Genomic DNA, 20383 nt, shown 5'->3' with positions numbered 1-20383 from the left:
TGCTTCAGCCTCTCCGTCCAGCCAGATCCACGGGCGGCAAGGGGTAGGCCTTGTCCCGTATACCAATCCAATCCAGGTAATCGGCGCGCATGCCGGGGTAGCCGATCATCTTCCAGGCCCCCATGTCCTTGTTCGCGCCGTACTTGGGGTCGGCGAAGTAGCCGTTCTTCACCTCACCCAGCAGATTTGAGAAGAACAGCTTGCTGGAAATGCCTTCCAGTTCGAGCTTGCCGCCCTCGGCCGCCTTTAGCAGGGTTTCCTGCTCGGCGTGGTCCAGCTGGGCAAAGGTCCTGCCCTGATGCTGCTGGCGGCACTGCGCATCAAATGCAGCAATGCCCACGCGCAGAATGTCACGCAGCACCAGCTTGCCCTGGTAGCCAAATTCGCTGGGCGCTTCCAGGAAGGGGCCCTGCATGTACCAGATATCCCCGGCGGCGTAGGGCGTCTGCATGTGGCGGTCGAGGAACTCGGGCACGCCCGATTCCACCGCGCCGGGCCCCACCTCGTCCGAGGGAATCAGCCGGTCGCAGGCCGCCACCACGAAGGACCACTCGGCCGCCGTGAAGAACTGCGGGGCATACGGCGTGCTTGCATCGGCGCGGGGCGCGGCCTCGCCGGGGGCAGCACCCGGGGCGCAGCCCGGCAGCGCTGCGGCAACGGGGATAAGGGTCAGGCCCTGGAAAAAGCGACGGCGGGTGAGCGCCGGCAGGGGCTTGTCGGAGTTGTCGTTCATGGTCTGGCTACCTGCAGGGTGGCTGTTGTGAAGCATCGCGCGCGAGCTGTCGCGAGCGCGTGCGCATTCACGATCAACCCATTGTGTGGATGCAGCAGACTTTCCGTAATGGCAATATGGGAAATGAACTGTTGCCCCAACGGAAAGAAGTGCCGTGATCGATGACCTCCACGAGCTGCGTACCTTCGAGCGCATCGTTCACGGCGGCAGCCTTTCTGCCGCTGCGCGCGACCTGGGGGTATCCCTCGCGGTGGTGAGCAAGCGGCTGACCTCGCTGGAGCGCAGGCTGAAAGTGCGGCTGCTCCACCGCAGTACGCGGCGCGCCTCGTTGACCGATGAGGGGCAACTCTTCCGGGTGCATTGCCAGAACGTGCTGGATGCCGTGGACGCCGCAGAAGCTGCCTTGGAGCAGCGCCAGGATGTGGTGGCCGGCGTGCTGCGGCTGACCGCGCCCAACGGGTTTGGCCGCCGCCACGTGGTGCCGGCGGTGCGCAGCTTCCAGAAGGCCCATCCGGGGGTGCGGGTACACCTTTCACTGCGCGATGAAGTGGTGGACCTGGTGGGCGAGGGCATCGAACTGGCCCTGCGCTACGGCGCGCTGGACGATTCGCGCCTGGTGGCGCGGCAACTGGCTCCCAACCGGCGGGTGCTGTGCGCATCCCCCGAGTATCTGCAGCGGCGGGGCATGCCGCGCCGCATCGCCGATCTGCAGGGCCACGACTGCATTGCCAGCGGCAGCCCGCCGGTCAGCCATTGGCGCTTCCTGGAAGGCAGCCGGACCATTGCCGCACCGGTCAACGCCATGACCCTGTGCGATGACGGCGAAGTGGCGCAGTTGATGGCCGTGCAGGGCGCCGGCATTGCGCGAAAATCCATCTGGGATGTGGCAGAAGATCTGCAGGCTGGCCGGCTGGTGGAGGTGCTGCCCGACCACGCATTGGCGACCTCACCGCTGAGTGCCGTGCATGGGCCCGGCAAGCAGTTGGCGCCTCGGGTGCGCGTGTTCCTCGACCACCTGCAGTGCCACCTGCAGAGCACCATCGCCTGGCGCTATGCAACCGATCCGAACATACCACCCGATTAATCCGGAACCGCCCGCGAACCGTAGAGTCGAGCCTGCTCGGCTGCTTTTCTCTCGCAGCCCCCGCGTGGGGCGCCGCACCCGAATGCTGGTATTGGCTTGGCCCGTGATGTATCCGCTGGCAGGAGCCAGATCCCTCAAGAAGGCCACGGATAGCCATGAGCCGTTTTATCCTCCTGAGCGCAGCAGCCGCTTCGCCAAAGCAAGCCTCGACATGAGCGGCGATGGATTGAAGGACGAAGCAGCGCTGGTCATCGACCGCGCCAGGCACCACTCAGGACTGCGGGTCTGCTTTGCAAAGAAGGAGCCCACATTGCCGCCCAACTGCCACATTCTTGTCGATGATGACCTTGAAGATTCCTATGACGATATGGGGCTTGTTGTGCGCCCCACGGGCTGTCACCTCTACAACACAAGGTGGCGGACGATGCGTGGCTCGAAATCCGGTGTGCAATCCGACCGGCAGACGCAAGGCCTCCACGCACCGCCCGGCATAGCCGGCCGACGGATTGCCAGCCGGACTCGCGGGCTGGGGATCGGCTCTGGCCACATTTGGACTGGTTCAAGGCGCCTTGTACCTGAAGGCCTTTTGGGGGTACTTCGGCCTGGACCCGTTCCAGTTTGTCGCGGTAGGGGAACTGGCCCTGGCTGGGTTGGCCGCTATGGCTTTTGTGCTGTTTCTCTTGGCGGTTGGGATGCTGCTCGCCAGCTGGATCGAAGCACGGCTGACGGGCCAGACCGCAAAGGGCGGGGCCCGCGCATGGGTAGTTCCGATAGTCTTCTTCGGCACGCTTGCTGGCCTCATCTGGTGGGCAGAGGCATGGGTCGCGCTTATTGGGATGATCTTGACCCTTTGCTGCGCACTGGCGGTCCAGTTTTCGCCTGTGGTACCCCGTGCCATCAAGGACTCGCCGTGGATGATCCACTCGCTGTTATTGCTGGTCTACGTGTCGGTTGTTTCAAGCTGGCTCGGCGAGAAGCGGGCGGCGGACAGCACTACAGGGGACCAACCCTACACCTCCATCCTCCGCACTGAAGCCGGCACGCGTGGCGACCTGGTCTTGTCAGGGCGCCTTGGTGATACGTATGGTTTGTGGGACCACGCGAAAAAGACGACAACGCTTCTCCCGGCCAGCGACATTACATCGCTCGAAATTGCGCGTAAGGCTACAAGCGTGGTCCCGGGCACGAAGTAGCCGTTTTGACTGCGCCTGCCCGGTTCGGGAAGCTTGGTGTGGCCGCCGCAAGCAATTTTCGTATGCGGCAGAGGGCGCGTTATCAGGGGTAGGGTAGATGTCCGCTCCTGGCCGATAGGGGACATCGGGGTTAAGGAGGTCAGGGCTCGCTATCAGTGATGGATGCAAAACGTCTCTGACGGATTTTCAGTGTAAGAATGAGAAGGCCACAAAGCCATCCTGCTGATCATCCAGGGTAGTAACAGTGACTACTCTCCTGACGTCCTCGGTGGCAACCTGCTGTCACGCTGGTGCCATTCAGGCAGCTGCAAAGCGTGGCGTTTGAGCATGGCCTGGACGGCCGCGTGCGCATGACCTCTCTCAGCGTGCTCGCATTGGTCCAGAATCTCCCCAGCCAGCAATTCAAACTGCGGCCAGAACTGCGCCGGATGCCGCACCTGTACCAACCAGTGCACCAGCATCTCGCCCAGCGCATCAAGCTGCACCTGGATTTCGGGGCGGACGTTCATCCCGTGGCCGCCCCTAGATCAAGCGCAACACGGTAGTGATGGCCGTCATCCCGAAGCACGACGGTAAGGTCCGGCTGCAGCATTCCATCTACATGCAGCGTAGGCTGGCCGTGCGCAGTGCGGGTCACCACGAATTCGTAGAAGCTGCGGCCGAAGCGGTAGCTCAGTTCGAATGATGGCCAGTGATCGGGGAGGCAGGGCGCGAGCGATAGGCGATTGCCCTCGCGACGTATGCCGAGCAGGGATTCGACCAACAGGCGATACATCCAGCCGGCCGAACCGGTGTACCACGTCCAGCCGCCGCGCCCGAGGTGTGGAGATACGGCGTATACGTCCGCCGCCAACACATAGGGCTCGACGCGGTAGATCTGCACCGCCTCCGGATCCAGCGCGTGATTGAGCGGGTTGATCATGCCGGCCAGCTCCCAGGCACGCACCGTGTCTCCCTGCTGTGCGAATGCCATGGCCGCCCACACGGCCGCGTGGGTGTACTGGCCGCCATTCTCGCGCACGCCGGGTACGTATCCACGAATGTAGCCGGGGTCTTCCGTGGTCTGGTCGAAGGGCGGATCGAGCAGCTGGATCAACTGGGCGTCCTTTCGCACCAGATGCGTGTAAAGCGACTCCAGCGCTTGCGTGGCACGCTCAGGTGCAGCAACGCCTGACAGCACCGACCAGCTCTGTGAAATCGAGTCGATGCGGCACTCCTGGTTCTGGGACGAGCCCAACGGGGCGCCGTTGTCGAACCAGGCGCGGCGATACCATTGCCCATCCCAGGCATGCTGTTCGAGATTCTGGCGCAGGCTTTCGGCCTGCTGTTGGCACCACTGCGCCCGGGAGGCATCGCCACGCGCGTTGGCCACCCCGATGAAGCGGTGGAGCGTGTCATGCAGGAAGAACCCGAGCCACACACTTTCACCACGCTGCTGGTCGCCGACGCGGTTCATGCCATCGTTCCAGTCACCGCTCCCCATCAACGGCAGACCGCGCTCGCCAAGCAGCCGGCAACCGCGTTCAAGCGCCAGCACGCAGTGCGCGTACAGGGTGTCGCGCTGCGTCGAAGGTGTAGGCGTGTCGTAGTAGCCTTCCTCTTCCGCGGTCACTGCACGCCCCTCGATGAAGCCGACCACGTCCTCCAGCACACTCGCGTCGCCGGTGATCTCCAGGTAACGGCACGCGCCATGGGGTAGCCACAGATAATCGTCGGAGCAGCGGGTGCGCACGCCCCGACCTTGCGGCGGATGCCACCAGTGCATCACGTCGCCTTCGGTGAACTGGTGTGCAGCGCACAGCAGCAGGTGTTCGCGGGTCAGCTCCGGGCGAGTGTGCACGAGGGCGAGCGCGTCCTGCAGTTGGTCGCGGAAGCCGAACGCTCCGCCTGACTGATAGTAGCCACTGCGCGCCAGGTAGCGGCACCCCAGTGTCTGGTAGATCAGCCAGCCATTGGCCAGTGCGTCCAACGCCGGGTCCGGCGTACGCACCTGCACCGTGGCCAGCACATTGCGCCAGTGGATGCGCACCGCGTCCAGCGCGTCGATGGCCTCCTGGGCGCCCTGGCGGCTTCGTGCCAGCGCCAGCGCTTCCTCGCGGTCGCGGCCGGCACCAAGGCGGAACGTGGTTTCACTGCGGTCGCCTGGCGGCAGCTCCAGTGGCACCTGGATCGCCGCGCAGGGATCCAGGCCTGCACCCGTCCGCCCATCCAGCCGTTCTCGCCCCAGCGCCGCCGGTGCATGCAGGCTACCGTTGCGGCCGATGAACTCCAGGCGATCACAGGTCCAGCCGCAGCCGTCGGCATCGGTGTCGAAGAAAGCCATCCGGCCGCCGAAGTCGGTGCTATAGGCATTTCGCGCCAGCAGCGCCCCGGTCTGTGGATCGCGCTCGGTGACCACGTGCATGCGCGACTTCGCGCGCAGGTCACCCATCACCCACTCGACGTAGCCGATGGCGGACAGCCGCCGTGTCCTGCCCGACAGGTTTTGCAAGCGCATGACCGAGAACTTCAATGGCGCGGCGACGTCGACAAACACCCACAGCTCACTGGCGATGCCGTCCTCGACATGCTCGTAGACCGTGTAGCCGAATCCATGGCGCGTACGGTATGCCCCGGTGCCCCTGCGCGGCAGCGGCATTGGCGACCAGACATGACCGGTTTCCTCATCGCGCAGGTAAAACGCCTCGCCGCCCGTGTCCGAGACCGGGTCATTGAGACAGGGCGTCAAGCGGAATTCGTGCGCATTCTCGAACCACGTGTAGCCCGGCGCACTTTCGCTGACGACCGTGCCCAGGCGGGCGTTGGCGATCACGTTGGCCCATGGCGCCGGCGTCGGCGCGCCTTCGCGCACCACCACGACGTACTCGCGGCCGTCCTCGCTGAAACTGCCGGTGCCGTTGTCGAACTGGCCGGCGCCACGGCAGGGAAGGAACGGCCACGGATCATCCATCTCCTCGTCGTGCTCGGCGCCCGGGGGCAAGCCGGCGTCGGGGCCCGCGTCAGTGACGATGGGGAGCCCCGGCGCCGCGTCCGGCAACACGGCCAGCTCCTGCTGTACCGCCTGCGGCACCAGGGGCGGGATCCGTCGCTGAGGCAGCGATTGGCGGCCGACCTGCGCAGCGAGGGTGCCGTCTTCGTCGCTGATCACCGCCCGTGCCACCGCCTGCAACAGGACTCGGTCCTCGTGAGTCATGTTCTGCACCGGCCGTACGAAGATGCCGCCGGGGCGGTCCAGCAGGCCCGTTTCCGAACTGGCGGCCACCATCCCCAGAATCTGGTCCTGCAGTTCCTGCCGATAGCCGGCCTTGCTGTCGTTCCAGATGACCAGATCGGTATTGAGCCCCTTCTGGCGCCAATAGGCGTGCGCCTGCACCAGCTGCCTGACCAGTTCCACGTTGTCCGCATCGGTGACCTTGAGCAGCACGATGGGCAGGTCACCCGAGATGGCATGGCTCCATAGCCCGGATTGTCCGCGCTGGTTCTGCAGCAGAACCCCGGCACCCGCGCGCAGCAGTGGCCCGGCGTACAGCACGTGGGCGGCCAAGCGCTCGTACAGCGCCGCCTCGGCCTGGCTGGCGTTGATCTGCCGGCGCACCACTTGGCTGTGTGTCCATGCCAGGTCAAAGACGCGGTCGGCCAGGCGGCGGTCACGGTATTTGTCTACCAGCACCTCGCAACCGGGGCGGTCGGCGCCAACGCCATACACCATGTCGAGCTGCACCGTCTGCTCTGGCTCAAGCACCACGCGGACGCGGATGGCCACGATTGGATCGAGCACTGAGCCGTCGGTGCCGGACAGATCGGTGTCGGTGGTCAACGCCTGCGGTGCCCGTGGCGTATTGCCACGGCCCAGGAAGCGCGCACGGTCGGTTTCGTAGGAAATCGAGACGACTGCTGCGTCATGCACCGCTACCAGATGGAACATCCATGGCGGCACCTCGTCGTGCGAACGAGGACGGCGGGTGCATAACACGGCCTGCTTGGCCGCCAGGATCTCGCTCTGCACGAAGAGATTGCTGAAGGCCGGATGCGCATCGTCGGCCGCAGCGGGTGCCAGTACCACTTCGGCATAGGTGGTGACCTCCACGGTGCGCGGGCGACGGCTGCGATTTGTCAGGCGCAGGCGCCTGAGCTCGATGTCGTCCTCGGCGGAGATGGCAACCTGCAGGTGGCTCTCGCAGCCGCGGCGCGTACCACGGAATTCCGCCTTGGCGTCCGAGAAGATCGCCTCGTAATGGTCTACCGCCACGCAGGTGGGTTGGTACGCGGCGGACCAGAACTCGCCGCTGTCCACATCACGCAGATAGCAGAACGACCCCCAGGCGTCGGTGGTGCCATCCTCACGCCAGCGGGTGAGCGACAGGTCGCCATGGCGGCTGTAGCCACCGCCGGCGTGGGTCAGCATGCCGTGATAGCGGCCGTTGGACAGCAGCTGTACTTCCGGGCGGGGGCCGCCCGGATCCTGCAGCACACGCAGCGACGTCTCGTCCTCGGCCATGGCCGAGTGCTCGCCCAGCGCCTCCACCTCGTGCGGGTGGAATACGCCGATGCGCGGGATGCGCTCCTGCAGCAACAGCAGGGTGGCCTGGAACTCGACGTCGGCAAGGAACCGGCGCTGCATTGGCTGATCGCGCAGCAGGTAGTCCAGCGACAGCAGACCCATGCCCTGGTGGTGGGCCATGAACGAACGCAACAGTACGTGATCCTGCCCGGGCGGCACTCGCGCGGGCGTGTAGTCGATGGCCTCGTACATGCCAAAGCGTCCGGTAAAGCCCAATGCCTCCAGCTCCTGCAGGTTCTGGCAGGCTGCTTCCGGCGCCACCATCAGTGCCATCATGCTCGCATAGGGTGCGATGACCCGATCCTGGCCGAGGCCACGCTTGAGCCCCAGTCCCGGCACACCAAACGCCCGGTACTGGTAGTTCAGGCGGGCATCGACGGCGTTGTAGCCGGACTCGGACACCCCCCATGGCAGGTTCAGGGTACGACCGTAGACGATCTGCGCCTCGACCGCCTGCCGCGTGGTCTGGTCCAGCAGCGTGTCCGGATAGCTGGGCATCACCAGCTGGGGCATGAGGTACTCGAACATCGAGCCACTCCATGACAACAGCGTCGGCGTACCGTTGACCTCGGTGAGCATCCGCCCAAGCGCGAACCAGCTTTCCTGCGCCAGCTGGCCCTGGGCGATGGCGACGAAGGCGCACAGCCGCGCTTCGGAGGCCAGCAGGTCGTAGAAGCTGTTGTCGAGGCGATGGTCGTCGACGTTGTAGCCGATCGAGAGCAGGTTGCGGGTGCGGTAGAACAGGAACCCGTATTCCATCAGCGAGAACTGCCCGGCGCGGTGCGCCAGGCCCTGCAGCTCCTCAATGCGCGCGCGCGCGTCCGCACCCGCTGTACCGGGCAGGGCGGCCAGCTGGCGGAGGCTTGGCACCGGGGACTCATCGTCCATCGTGGCATCGGCAGGGAGTTCAGCGAGTGCCGCCTGGGCGGCGTGGCATTCGGCAGCGAACAGGCCCGGCCAATGCAGTTCGCCTTCCCGGGGCGACGGCGGTGCGGGCCACTGCGCCAGCAATAGGTCGGCCAGGCCCGCCAACTCCTGCAAGCGGGCACGAGTCTCCGCCGTTCCGGCAGGGCGATCGATACACGCAGACGCCAGACGCTGGCGAAGGTGATTGAGCCCCTCGACCAGTGGTGCATCGTTGGGGCGATAACGCTGCCGTTCCTCTTCCAGTACACCGAGGGTATCGGCCAGGCCGTCGAACGTGTGCGGCGCCAGTACCGGCGCATCCACCAGTGCGAGCAGGCCCTGGCGCAGCGTCAGCAGATGGCCGGCCAGGTTGCCGCTGTCCACGGTGGAGACATAGCGCGGCGGCAGCGGCGCAAGGGTTCCGGTGTCGTACCAGTTGAGGAAGTGACCGCGATGGCGCGGCAGCTTGTCCAGCGTATCGAAGGTGAGGGCCGTACGTTCAGCAACCGCGCCCATCTGCAGGTAGCCGAAATCCCACGCCGACAGATTGGCCAGAAGGGACAGGCCGATGTTGGTTGGCGAGGTGCGGCGCGCCACCACCAGCGACGGGTGCTCCTGGATGTTGTCCGGTGGCAACCAATGATCCTGCTCACGCACCCAGGCCTGGAAGAAAGACCAGGTGCGCCGCGCCAGCCGGCCCAGAAACGCCCGCTGCGTAACGGACAGCTCCGCCACGATGGCCGCAGGGGGACGGCCCAACCAAGCCATCAACGCCGGCGCAAAGGTCCATGCCAACAGCAAGGGCAGGGCGGGCGGCAATGCCTGCGGGCGTACGCTGGCCACTGCGGCCAACAGAGCCAGTGACAGCAGTGAAGCCGGCGCCATCACCCTCCATTCCGCACCGCGGTCACTACCGAGATGGCGCTCGACTTCGCTGGAGGGGTTCCACTGCAGCAGGTGACGGCGCGTGACGGCCATGCGCCAGAGCGTGCGCAGCACCGCATCACTGGCCAGCAACGCTTCGAAGGGCAGACATGCGACCTGGGTCGACGCGCGCAGCAACGACTGCAGCGTACCGCGCCCGACCTTGATGTAATGCGCCTCCAGTGGTGTGTCGTCCGGAACGCTCAGTGCATCGCGCAGCATTCCTACCACCGGCGGGGCGAACCACAGGGCCAGCACCCACGCCGTCCAGGCAGCAGGGTTTCCGGCATACAACCAGCCCAGCACCAGCAAGGCCAGGGCAGCGATCGGCACCAGGCTGCGGCGCAGGTTGTCCAGCAACTTGCCGCGGGACAGCAGGCTGAGCCGGTTGCGCTCCCGGCCCGGGCCCGGGCGCGGTGTCCACGGCATCAACCAGGGCAACAGCTGCCAGTCACCGCGGATCCAGCGCGCCCGGCGCTTGGCGTCGGCAGCGTAACGTTCGGGGTAGTCCTCGTACAGGCGCACGTCACTCACCAGACCTGCGCGCGCATAGCAGCCTTCAAGCAAGTCGTGGCTGAGGATGCGGTTCTCGGGCAGGCGGCCCTCGAGCGCTTGTTCGAAGGCGTCGACGTCATAGATGCCCTTGCCCACGAACGAGCCTTCGTCGAACAGGTCCTGGTAGACGTCGGAGACCATGCGCGTGTATGGATCGATGCCAGGCTCGCTGCCGAACATCCGGGCAAAACGCGAGGTTCGGCGCCGGCCCAGGCTGGTGCCGACGCTGGGCTGCAGGATGCCGTACCCTTCCACCACGCGTTGCAGCGTCGGGTCGAAGCGCGGGCGGTTGAGTGGGTGCGCCAAGGTGGCGACAAACGCGCGTGCCGCATCGCGCGGAAGTTGCGTGTCCGAATCCAGCGTGATGACGTAACGGACACCGATCAACGCAGCCGCATCGCCGACGATGCGCATGAACGCGGCGGCATCGCCCTGCCGGAGCAGGGCATTGAGCGCTGCCAGCTTGCCGCGCTTGCGCTCGTATCCCATCCACACACCTTCACCAGGATTCCATTGCCTGGGGCGGTGCAGCAGGTAGAAGCGATCACCGCGCTCAGGCGCGTAGCGGCTGTTCAGCGCTTCGATCCGCGCCACGGCGTGCGCAAGCAGGGCGTCGTCCATCGCCACCGTGGCTGCCGCTGCGTCGAGAAAGTCCGTCAGCAGCACGAAGCGCAGCTGCGGATCTCGGTTGGCCAGGAAGCGGACCTCCAGCGCTTCGACCAGCACGTCGATTCCGTCCATGCTGGACAGCATCGAGGGGACCGCGACCACGGTGGCGCAGGCGGCAGGAATGCCCTCGCTGAAATCCAGCTTGGGCAGCGGCCTGGGTGCAACCAGCACCGTCGCGGCCCAGTTCACCAGCACGATGCCCAGTTCACTGAACACCAGCAGCGCGAGCAGCGCGGCCAGCCAGATGTGCACAGAACCACCGCCGGTTGCCAGCAGGGCAGCGGTGGCCAGAACTGCCAGCACGGCGATCGGCAGCAGGTACAGCGCAAGCGGCACGCGGTGTGCCAGTTGCCGCGCCCTGCGGTGGCGCGGTGCTGCCTCCGCTACCGCTTCAACGGTGGCGCTGCGGCCTTCGCCAACCAGCCAGTAGCCCACGTGCGTCCGCGGCCCATCAGGCGGCGTAGCCGCCCGTGCCAGGTCCAGTGCGATGCGGGCAACGCGCTCCTCTGCCATTCTGCTACCGCGGGCGATCTTCTCCACCACGTGGCGATAGCTGTCGCGGGTGGCGAAATCCATCTGCGCGTACACGGCCATCGGGTCTTCCCGCAGGCGCTGCTCCACCACACTCATCTCTTCAACAAACGTGCGCCAATCCATGGTGGACAGAAAGCGCAGGCTGCCGATGCTGTTGCCGATGGATACCTGATCGGCCGCCTGCTGCTGCCCCTCGGCGGCGACCAGCTCGTCCACGCGCTGCCCGGCCGCTGCAGCCCACTGTTCCAACCATGCGACAGGCATGGCCCACGCACCGCCGCGCCCCTGCAGCGAGCGCGTCAGCTCGGCGATGAATGCGCCGGTCAACGGCGGCGCGGACCGTGCCAGGTCGGCAACCACGAGGACCACTTCGGTGGGGGTCTCGGAGGCAGCTTGATTCAGGTTGTCAGCCCATGTCGAAGCCAGGCGGCGGTCGGTTCCGTCGCGCATCACCCGCGCTGCCATGCGCCGCAGATTTTCCAGCAGAGCCAGGCGCAGCATGATGGGAACTGCCCACAGTTCGCCCAAGCTCAGTGGCGCGAGAGACTGGTATGAGGCAATGAACCGGCCCAGCGTGTCTGCGTCAATGCGCCCATCACCATGCGCAATGGCCTGCATCGACAGTTCATATACCCGCGGCAATCCAGCCGAGGGGCCGGAGGCAAGTGAAGGCAGCTGCCGGCTGTAGCCGCGCGGCAGATGCCGGCGCGCGGTCTGGATCTGTTCCTCGATCAGGTAGTAGTTGTCGAGCAGCCATTCCCCCGCCGGGGTCACCGGCCGCTGTTCGCGCACCACGCTGCTGAGTAGCGTGTTGGCGTCTACCAGCACGCGCTCATTGGCTTGCAGGCGACCGAGCAAGCGCTCCGGGCCGGGGTGCATCCGTACGCGATGCTGGCGTGCAAGCGCCCGGCCGTACACTTCCATCTGTTCAACGCTGTACAGCGCGGCGCGCAGTGGGCCCTCGGCGGGCTCGACGGCCGGCGCCGAGGCCTGGTGCTCACGCCATCGCCAACGCAAGCGACGACGCAGGCGCAGCCAGCTGCCAAATAGACGACGAAGGTGGGGCATGGGCTACCAGGGGAGGGGCGCGTCCTGCATAGTTGCATCGGATGTGCATCGCTGGCTGTGAAGGCCAGTCGCCTGCTGGAATTACCTGTGCTGTTTACGGTTACGAGCCTGCTCTCCTTTAAATGCGCGCAGATATCAGACGGGCCAGGAAGCTGATTAACTTCTCTAAATCAGTTGATATCCCAGGAAGGACGGATGGGGGCAGCCGGCCTACTTGAGGTGGGAGCCACCAGACCTCGACACAGTGACGATTCGCTTGGGCGGCTAGACCCAAGTGTCCGCTTCTGGCCGCAAGCGGACATCGGGCGGAGACGGCGATGAGGAATACTTATCCAAGTCGCTTCAAAAATGGTCGGCAGTACCCCGTCAAGACATTGGCTACTGCGGCATCTCCACCACCACTTTGCCCTTGGTCCGCCCGCTCTCCACATGGGCCAGCGCACCCCGGGTATCCTGGAAAGTGAAAATCCGGTCGATGACCGGGCGGATGGCACCGGACTCCACCAGCGAGGTGATCTCGCTGAGCTGACTCCCGTTGGCACGCATGAACAGGAACGTGTACGTTACGCGCTGCCGTTTGGCCCTGCTGCGGATGCCACGGCTGAGCAGGCGCAGCACCTGCTTCAGCGGCCAAGCAAGCCCGCGCGCCACGGCAAACGCGGGTGTGGGTGGTCCGGAGATGGAGATCAGATGTCCGCCCGGCTTGAGGATCTGCAGCGATCGGGTCAGCTCATGCTTGCCCAGGCTGTTGAGCACTACATCGTAGTCACGCAGTTCAGTCGCGAAATCCTGCTGTCTGTAATCGATGACGACATCAGCGCCCAATGCTTTTACCCACTCGACATTGGCCGTACTGGTGGTGGTGGCAACGAAGGCACCCAGATGTTTGGCCAGCTGGATCGCTACGGTACCGACGCCGCCGGAGCCGGCTTGGATGAAAGCCTTCTGACCCGGTTTGAGCTGGGCCGTTTCGACCAACGCCTGCCATGCGGTGAGCGCTACCAGTGGCAGTGAGGCCGCCTCCACCATGTTGAGGTTGCTGGGCTTGAGGGCAACTGAGGCGGCTTTGACCGCGATGAACTCGGCGAACGTCCCGACGCGTTCATCATCGGGACGCGCATACACCTCATCGCCCGGTTTGAAGTGGTGCACCCCTGCACCCACACTAACCACCGTGCCGGCCATGTCATTGCCAAGGATCTGCGGCAGGCGATAGGGCAGGATCAGTTTGAACTCGCCGGTGCGGATCTTGGTGTCCAGCGCATTGACGCTGGCCGCAGATACGCGGATGAGAACATCGTCATCCCGCAGCGAAGGCTCTGGGGCCTCGCCGATGCGGCCGGTTTCCTTTTTGCCGTAGCGGTCGATGAGGAAGGCTTTCATGCGCGGTGTGTCTCTGATGAGGGATGCCGTCGGGCTGCAGGGCAGGGATTGCGGGGACCTGTGAGCCCAAGACTCACTGGGCGGGGCGATAGCGTTCCGCCGCCTGCGCCTGCCGGATGTCCGAGAGCAGGCCTTGGCGCGAGGCGTCCAGCGTGTCCCAGCGTGAGGCCACATGCAGTGGTGGAATGGTGACGGACTCGCGGCGATCGAAACCGACCAGGGCGGCATCGACCAGCTCGCCGACATCCATCACTTCCGGCAACGTGTTGATATCGATACCGGCACGCTCCCAGATCTCGGTGCGCGTGGCGGCAGGCAACACGGCCTGCACGTAGACGCCCTTTGGCGTCAGCTCCAGGCTCAGCCCCTGCGAGAGGAACAGTACGAAGGCTTTGGACGCACCGTACACGGACATGCCGAGCTCCGGCGCCAGCCCAACCACCGATCCAATGTTGATGATCGCGCCTTCGCCAGCGTTTGCCAGGCGCGGTGCAATAGCGGCAGCCAGGCGGGTCAGGGCGAGGGTGTTCAGCGTGACCAACTGTTCGATGCTGTCGGCCGATTGCTCGGTGAAGCTGCCGGATTGGGCGATGCCAGCGTTGTTGACCAGGATGCCGACGCGGGCATCGTCGCGCAGTCTGGCTTCAACGGTAGCCAGGTCGCTGCGCTGGGTCAGGTCGGCCGGAAGTACGTCGACGGCAACGCCGGTGTCGTGGCGCAGGCGCTCGGCCAGCGCGTCCAGACGCCCCTTGTCGCGCGCGACCAGTACCAGATCGTGGCCGCGGCGAGCAAAACGTTCGGCATAAACGGTACCGATGCCGCTGGAAGCGCCGGTGATGAGGACGGTAGGCAGGCTCATGATGTGTCTCTTGAAATGTGATGGGCGAACGGGGACGCGGCCCGGCGCTGGCCGCACGGTTACTGCGGGAGAGTTCCAGTCAGGGCGGGGTAGTCGGTGTAGCCTTCCGCGCCACCGCCATACAGCGTGGCCGGGTTCAAGGCGTTCAAAGGCGCGCCGGTCTTCAATCGTTCGACCAGATCCGGATTGCTGATGAAGGCACGGCCGAACGCGAACAGGTCGGCCTTGCCAGCGGCGAGATGCGCGTCGGCCAGTTCCAGGTCATAGCCGTTGTTGGCCAAGTAGGTGCCGCTGAAACGGCGGCGCAAGCCGTCGAAATCGAACGGGGCGACGTCGCGCGGGCCGCCGGTCGCGCCTTCGACCACATGCAGGTAGACGATGCCCAGCGCGCTGAGCTGATCGACAATGTAGTCATACTGCGGCTGCGGGTCGCTGATGGTTGCGATGGCGTTGGCCGGAGAGACCGGCGAGATGCGCACACCGGTACGATCGGCACCGATCTCAGCAGCCACCGATGCAGCCACCTCCAGCAGCAGGCGCGCACGGTTTTCGATCGAACCGCCGTAGGCGTCGGTGCGCAAGTTGGCGCCGTCCTTGATGAACTGTTCGAGCAGGTAGCCGTTTGCAGCGTGGATTTCGACACCGTCGAACCCGGCGGCAATCGCATTGGCGGCAGCCTGGCGGAAATCGTTGACGATTTCGGGTAGCTCCTCAATCTCCAAGGCGCGCGGTTCGGACACATCAACAAAGCCGTTGTGAACGAAGGTCTTTGTCTGCGCGCGGATCGCCGATGCGGACACGGGCGCGGCGTTGCCCGGCTGCAGGTCCACATGCGAGATGCGGCCCACGTGCCACAGCTGCACGAAGATGCGTCCGCCGCGTGCATGCACGGCTTCAGTGACCGTGCGCCAGCCATCGATCTGATCCTGCGTATAAAGGCCTGGGGTGTCCTGGTAGCCTTGGGCCTGCGCCGAAATCTGGGTGGCCTCGGTGATGATCAGGCCGGCCGAGGCGCGCTGTGCGTAGTAGGTGGCGGCCAGCGGACTGGGCACCAGGCCGGCAGCGGCACGGTTGCGCGTTAGTGGCGCCATCACGATACGGTTGGCCAAGGTAAGCGGGCCAAGGGGATAAGGCTGGAAGAGGGGCGAAGTCATCATGGTGGATGCAGGGTCGATCGTTGTGGGGTGACAAGGACGGGCCGGCAGTGTCGCCGCCTGCATGGCGGTACAATGATGATGACCGTAATCTTAGATGTCAATGGTTTGATGATGACAATCATCTATCCGTGATAAACTCTGCTTACAGCAAGGCAGAGCATCAAGAGACAACCCGTCATGAAGGTCACCAAGGCGCAGGCCCAGGCTAACCGGGCACACATCGTCGACACCGCATCCACGCTCTTCAGGGAGCGCGGCTACGACGGCGTGGGCGTGGCGGACCTGATGGCGGCTGCCGGGTTCACGCACGGCGGCTTCTATAAGAATTTCGCCTCAAAGGCCGACTTGATGATCGAGGCCGCGAGTCACAGCTTTTCCAAATCGGCCGAAACTGTTGCCGAAATGGATTACCGGACCTTCGTGGCCAGCTATCTATCGCGCGAGCATCGGGATGCGCCGGGTCGAGGCTGTACGATGGCAGCCCTATGCAGCGATGCCGCTCGCCAGCCAGAATCTCTCAAGGAAGTGTTTGCCGCAGGTATTGAAGCCCGACTAGCAATGGACGTGGACTCAAAGGATCAAGCGGATGCCACGACCGTGTCGCGTCGGCGAGCCCAGCGCATTGCGCTCATCGCACAGGCAGTGGGGGCAGTGGTGCTGTCGCGATCATGCCCGGATGAGTCCTCACTTGCGGACGAGATCCTCAGCGTGTGTCGGGAAGAAATCCTGTCAAATCTGGAGTGACCATGCGAGGCGGCCTTGACCTCGCTGCCACCGTGCGTGGGTGTCCCGACGGTGGATTAGCCTGACGGCGACCAGCCGCTGTTCCGGGACACCGCGTTCGGACATGCGCTTCGCTGCCCGTTCCGACATGCGGTAGCGTTCCCACCGTCAGGGTCTTCCAACGCCGTCTGCCGAGCTGGTGCGATTGCCCGCTTACGGCAGCGCAGAGCCAAAGCGCCTTGGCGCTGCTTGCATGGGTGGCACGGCGATGCGACGTCTAAGCAACGGCTGGGAACAGCTGCGTAACGCCAAAGGCGAATGGCTGCGCTGCCGATATCAGCGATCCGGGTGCAGGGGCAGGGCCCCTACGGTCAACGCCTTACCCGCGCGCACGGGGCTTCGGCCCCGGCTTTGTTCCTACTGCCATGGGTGGCTCGGCGTCAGGACCAGCCATCACTCTGGACAACCTTAGCTGGGGTCGGGCCATCAGTGTGGCCACATCGACTGCCTTCAAATCGCTTGCGCTGCACTGGTTTCGTTCCGGTGATCCAGCAGGCTTGCCGCGGAGCTGCTCCATCATCCGCCGCCATTCCTGCGCTTGGCAGACGGTGAGCGAAAGCCGGGCCAGATCCTCGGGCAGCAGCTCGCGGCCTTCGGGCGTAATCAGCCGTTTGCCCAGGAAAGTAAAACCGGTCCAAGGGCCGGTTAGTTCAGTGCGGTTGTACGGGTCAAATTCCATCACGCTGCCAGTTCGTCCTTGTCGGGGGAACGATCCCGGAGGCAAGAGCCGAGCCAGAGGCCCAGCCGTTGCCATGCGGAGGAGACGAAGGCCGCAACACGGGCCATCCACAATACACGGGCCATCCACAATTTCGCATAATGTATATTATGTTCTCAGCAGCATGGGCCGAGACAGCACCTACAGCCTCCTGATCCCCTCCACATAGATGATGCTCCCCGAACACCCTAAGCCCTCAACCTTCCGGTCCTTGATGTCGATCCACATGAGCCCGGCAACCAACCCCTGAGGCCAGTACATCAATGGCCCACTTACCATCACGCGCGTGTTCTGCCAACTCCGCCGTTGCTTCAACACGCTATCTGGCAACGCCAGGTCAAAACACCGGCCATCATCCAGACTTATGGATCCGAGTGTCCGACCGCCCGGAACGATCGCCATGACGCCGACAACTTCGATGCGCTTTTCATCCAGAGCGCAATGAGCCTTCTGCGCCGATCCAGCCTCGGAAAACGTCAACGCCATCGCCAGGACCGCAACACGCCACCGGATTACGCTCCGCATGTCGCCTCCTCATGGACCGTCCAACCAAATTGCCGTGACGCGTCACATTAATTGCCAAAAATCCCTTGGATTCTGAGCGCCCATCCAAGGCCCTGACCTCCAGATTTCAAAACCAAAAACCCAGCAGGCAGACCTCCATTTAGGAATAGTCGCAAAAATCGTACGAATTCGATGACCGCCAGGATGACAGCGCCAGAATGAGCGCCACGCCTCTGGGCGACGATCACCTCCCTGCGCATGAATGGATATCCTGCACCGCGTCGCCTTCGACTGGCACTGCTCGACGATCATGATGTCGTCCGACGAGGGGTCGGCATGCACCTCGGCACCGATACGCGCTTCAGGATCGTCGCCAGCCATGGCCACAGCACGCCACTGCTGCAGTACCTGATGAATCACCCGGTGGACGTGGCCATCATCGACATCACCCTGGGCTTGGACGACCTGACCGGCCCAGAGCTGGTACTGAAGCTACGCGAATGCGCACCGCGGGTGCCGCTGCTGGCGTTTGCCGGGCACTCGTCGAACGCCGGCATCCATGTGCTGTTGGATGCTGGAATCAGCGGCTACGTGAGCAAATGCGAGCCGCTGTCCGAGCTGTCAGACGCAGTGATCCGGGTGTCCCAGGGTCTGTTCCGGCTTCCGCCCGGATGCAAGCTGCCGCCTACGCGTGAACCTCTCAGTCGCAACGAACGCGAGGTCCTGCATCTACTGCTGGACGGCATGACAGTGTCCGAAATCGCAGTGCAGCGCCACCGCAGCATCAAGACCATCAGCACCCAGAAGAAAGCCGCGCTACGCAAGCTGGGCCTGCGTAATGACGCCGAAATCTACGCGCTGCGCACCCAGTTGCAGGCGCTGTGATCGCGGTAATGGGGCTGCGCTTGGCGATTGCGTCACTCGCAGCCTGCCTGCTGACCAGCGCCACAATGCATGGCCCGCAATCATCCGGGCATCCGCAGCGGCCAGTGCGTGTCGCAACTGGACCGATGCTGCGACCATTTCCCGAGCAGGCACAGGCGGACGTGCCGCCCACCATTGCGCATGGTTATGCGAAATTGGTGGCGCAGCAATCCGGCCTATCGTTCGTCGAACAGCCGTATGACAGCACCCTCGCCGCTATCGCGGCCGTCTGCACGCGGCAGGCTGACCTGGTACTGGTGCAAGGTGCGGCAACCGACCTGCATTTGCCCTGTGCCAGTCTCATCCAGTCCCGCCCGTTTCGCGGTGGCGATACCGTATTTGCAGGCCCGCTGGGCACTCCCCTGCCCCACGATGCCAGCGGATTGAACGGCCTGAAGCTGGCCGCGGTAAAAGGCGACCCCTACCCTGACTGGCTGGCCGCGCGCCATTCGCAGGCGCAGGCTCTTGCGACGCCTAACATGCATGCGGCGCTGGCGCTGGTCGATGCCGGTACGGCAGATGCAGCCATTGGCCTGGAGGCCAGCCTGCAGCCAGCGCCATGGCCCTCTTAGCTTTGTCCGTTTCTTTTGCCGTATCCAGGCGCGGGCGCTCACGCGTCCTGGCGCGGCAGCGTGAGCGGAATTACGCCTCCGGCATGGTCGATCACGAAGTACGCAATGCGGCGCAGGCCATGGTGACGGCGGTCAATCTGCTCAAGCAGAGCGCCTTGCCGGCCGGCGCGCACGAACTGGCTTCCATCGCCGTCAATGCTGGCCAGACCCTACACAGGCTGCTCAACCGCGCCCTGGATTTCTCCCGACTGCCGGACGGCAGCTTCCGGGCGCGGCCACGGACATGCACGCCAGCGGCACTGTGCATGCAGGCCGTGCAGACAGCCATGCCGCAGGCCCAGCAGCGAGGCCTGCACCTGCAACTGCATGCGGACGAAACCCTGCCACCGGTGCTGGGCGATCCCGACTGCCTGCGCCAGATCCTGGACAACCTGCTGGGCAACGCACTCAAGTTCACCGACGTGGGCGGCGTGGAGATGCACACAGCGTCAATGGTCGCGGCAGTCGTTTCATCCTGCGCGTGCCGGTGCGGGTGCTGGATGAGGGTACGCTTGCGCAGGAAGCGCGGGATGCGCCACCACCACTGATTGGATTGCAGGTGCTGCTGGTCGACGATCATGTACTCAATCGTCGGGTCACTGCCGCACAGCTTCAGCAGCTCGGCGCGGACGTGCGCGAGGCGGATGGCCCCGCCGCGGCGCTTGCCCAGCAGGCCGCCTCACCCGCGTCGGTCGTCCTGCTTGATATAGAACTGGACGCGATGGATGGCTATACGCTCGCCACGCAGTTGCGCGCGCAGGAGCTCGACCTGGCGAATCGGGCATGCCTGCTCGCACTGTCAGGGCACAGCGGCGATGAGTACCTGCAGCGCTGTCAGCGTGCGGGATTCGATGATGTACTGGTCAAGCCGCTGCAGATCGAGCCACTGCTGAAGGCACTCGACCTGGGCGGCACAGATTCGCTGTCCGCAACCGACGTGACGACGCAGCTGCTTGCGGACTACGATCAGGACATCCGCGCGGAAATGGCGTTGTTGCAGCAGGCCATGGGCGCGCGGGATGCACCGGCGCTGCGTCATCATGCCCACCGCCTGAAGGGCGTCCTGCAGATGCGCGGCGTCGCCGCCATGCGGGACGTGGCGGGTGAACTGTGGAGTGTGGGCAACGCCGCCGCCCCGCACTGGCCCGAAGCGCAGCGGCTGCTGCGGGTGTTGCGTCTCTGGCGCGGCGATCTTCCCGCCGCGCCAGAGTCCTGAC

At 64.8% G+C, this 20383-nt stretch carries 15 protein-coding genes; 7 read left to right on the top strand and 8 right to left on the bottom strand.

The window, feature by feature from the left end; translation table 11 throughout:
* Positions 1–4: 4 nt before the first annotated feature.
* A complete protein-coding gene (locus NQ204_RS01805; protein WP_116862296.1) occupies positions 5–733 on the bottom strand; it encodes a gluconate 2-dehydrogenase subunit 3 family protein in 729 nt (242 codons plus the stop codon).
* A 154-nt stretch (positions 734–887) separates the two neighbouring features.
* Between NQ204_RS01805 and NQ204_RS01800 the strand changes: the two genes are divergently transcribed.
* Together NQ204_RS01800 and NQ204_RS01795 are read left to right on the top strand one after the other, a co-directional pair.
* Positions 888–1817, top strand: a complete 930-nt coding sequence (locus NQ204_RS01800; RefSeq protein ID WP_256642901.1) for a LysR family transcriptional regulator — start codon at positions 888–890, stop codon at positions 1815–1817.
* A 569-nt stretch (positions 1818–2386) separates the two neighbouring features.
* Complete coding sequence (locus NQ204_RS01795; protein ID WP_243402594.1) at positions 2387–3010, top strand: hypothetical protein; 624 nt, start codon at positions 2387–2389, stop codon at positions 3008–3010.
* 248 nt (positions 3011–3258) lie between these two features.
* Here NQ204_RS01795 and NQ204_RS01790 read toward each other — a convergent pair whose 3' ends face one another.
* The 5 genes from NQ204_RS01790 to NQ204_RS01770 all read right to left on the bottom strand — a co-directional run bounded on the left by NQ204_RS01790 (position 3259) and on the right by NQ204_RS01770 (position 15626).
* A complete protein-coding gene (locus NQ204_RS01790; protein ID WP_116862292.1) occupies positions 3259–3519 on the bottom strand; it encodes a hypothetical protein in 261 nt (86 codons plus the stop codon).
* Positions 3516–12227 (bottom strand): glycoside hydrolase family 94 protein, encoded by an 8712-nt coding sequence (locus NQ204_RS01785; RefSeq protein ID WP_256642900.1) that lies wholly within the window; start codon positions 12225–12227, stop codon positions 3516–3518. Before NQ204_RS01785 ends, NQ204_RS01790 begins: the two co-directional genes overlap by 4 nt.
* A gap of 378 nt (positions 12228–12605) precedes the next feature.
* On the bottom strand, positions 12606–13610 hold the full coding sequence (locus NQ204_RS01780; RefSeq protein WP_256642899.1) for an NADP-dependent oxidoreductase: 1005 nt from the start codon (positions 13608–13610) through the stop codon (positions 12606–12608).
* Between the two features lie 73 nt (positions 13611–13683).
* On the bottom strand, positions 13684–14472 hold the full coding sequence (locus NQ204_RS01775; protein WP_256642998.1) for an SDR family NAD(P)-dependent oxidoreductase: 789 nt from the start codon (positions 14470–14472) through the stop codon (positions 13684–13686).
* Positions 14473–14528: 56 nt separating this feature from the next.
* Positions 14529–15626 (bottom strand): alkene reductase, encoded by a 1098-nt coding sequence (locus NQ204_RS01770; protein WP_256642898.1) that lies wholly within the window; start codon positions 15624–15626, stop codon positions 14529–14531.
* A gap of 177 nt (positions 15627–15803) precedes the next feature.
* On the opposite strand from NQ204_RS01770, the gene NQ204_RS01765 reads away from it, so the two are divergent.
* Positions 15804–16370 carry a TetR/AcrR family transcriptional regulator gene (locus tag NQ204_RS01765; protein ID WP_116862288.1) on the top strand — a complete coding sequence of 189 codons (567 nt, stop codon included), beginning with the start codon at positions 15804–15806 and terminating at the stop codon, positions 16368–16370.
* 358 nt (positions 16371–16728) lie between these two features.
* Here the strand turns inward: NQ204_RS01765 and NQ204_RS01760 are convergent, their stop codons facing one another.
* Both NQ204_RS01760 and NQ204_RS01755 read right to left on the bottom strand, forming a co-directional pair.
* Positions 16729–17088 (bottom strand): DUF3653 domain-containing protein, encoded by a 360-nt coding sequence (locus tag NQ204_RS01760; protein ID WP_116862286.1) that lies wholly within the window; start codon positions 17086–17088, stop codon positions 16729–16731.
* Between the two features lie 180 nt (positions 17089–17268).
* Positions 17269–17613, bottom strand: coding sequence for a hypothetical protein (locus tag NQ204_RS01755; protein ID WP_256642897.1), 345 nt, complete (start codon positions 17611–17613; stop codon positions 17269–17271).
* A gap of 354 nt (positions 17614–17967) precedes the next feature.
* Here NQ204_RS01755 and NQ204_RS01750 point away from each other — a divergent pair, with 354 nt between their 5' ends.
* From NQ204_RS01750 to NQ204_RS01735, 4 genes are all read left to right on the top strand, one after another.
* A complete protein-coding gene (locus NQ204_RS01750; protein ID WP_243402589.1) occupies positions 17968–18516 on the top strand; it encodes a response regulator transcription factor in 549 nt (182 codons plus the stop codon).
* 125 nt (positions 18517–18641) lie between these two features.
* Positions 18642–19127, top strand: coding sequence for a type 2 periplasmic-binding domain-containing protein (locus NQ204_RS01745; RefSeq protein ID WP_256642896.1), 486 nt, complete (start codon positions 18642–18644; stop codon positions 19125–19127).
* 83 nt (positions 19128–19210) lie between these two features.
* Complete coding sequence (locus tag NQ204_RS01740; protein ID WP_256642895.1) at positions 19211–19714, top strand: sensor histidine kinase; 504 nt, start codon at positions 19211–19213, stop codon at positions 19712–19714.
* 11 nt (positions 19715–19725) lie between these two features.
* Positions 19726–20382, top strand: a complete 657-nt coding sequence (locus NQ204_RS01735) for a response regulator (RefSeq protein ID WP_256642894.1) — start codon at positions 19726–19728, stop codon at positions 20380–20382.
* Position 20383 lies beyond the last annotated feature (1 nt).

Source organism: Stenotrophomonas testudinis, from assembly GCF_024499815.1.
GTDB lineage: Bacteria > Pseudomonadota > Gammaproteobacteria > Xanthomonadales > Xanthomonadaceae > Stenotrophomonas.
The sequence above is the reverse complement of the archived record's forward strand: the minus strand, read 5'-3'. Positions and strand labels throughout refer to the sequence as shown.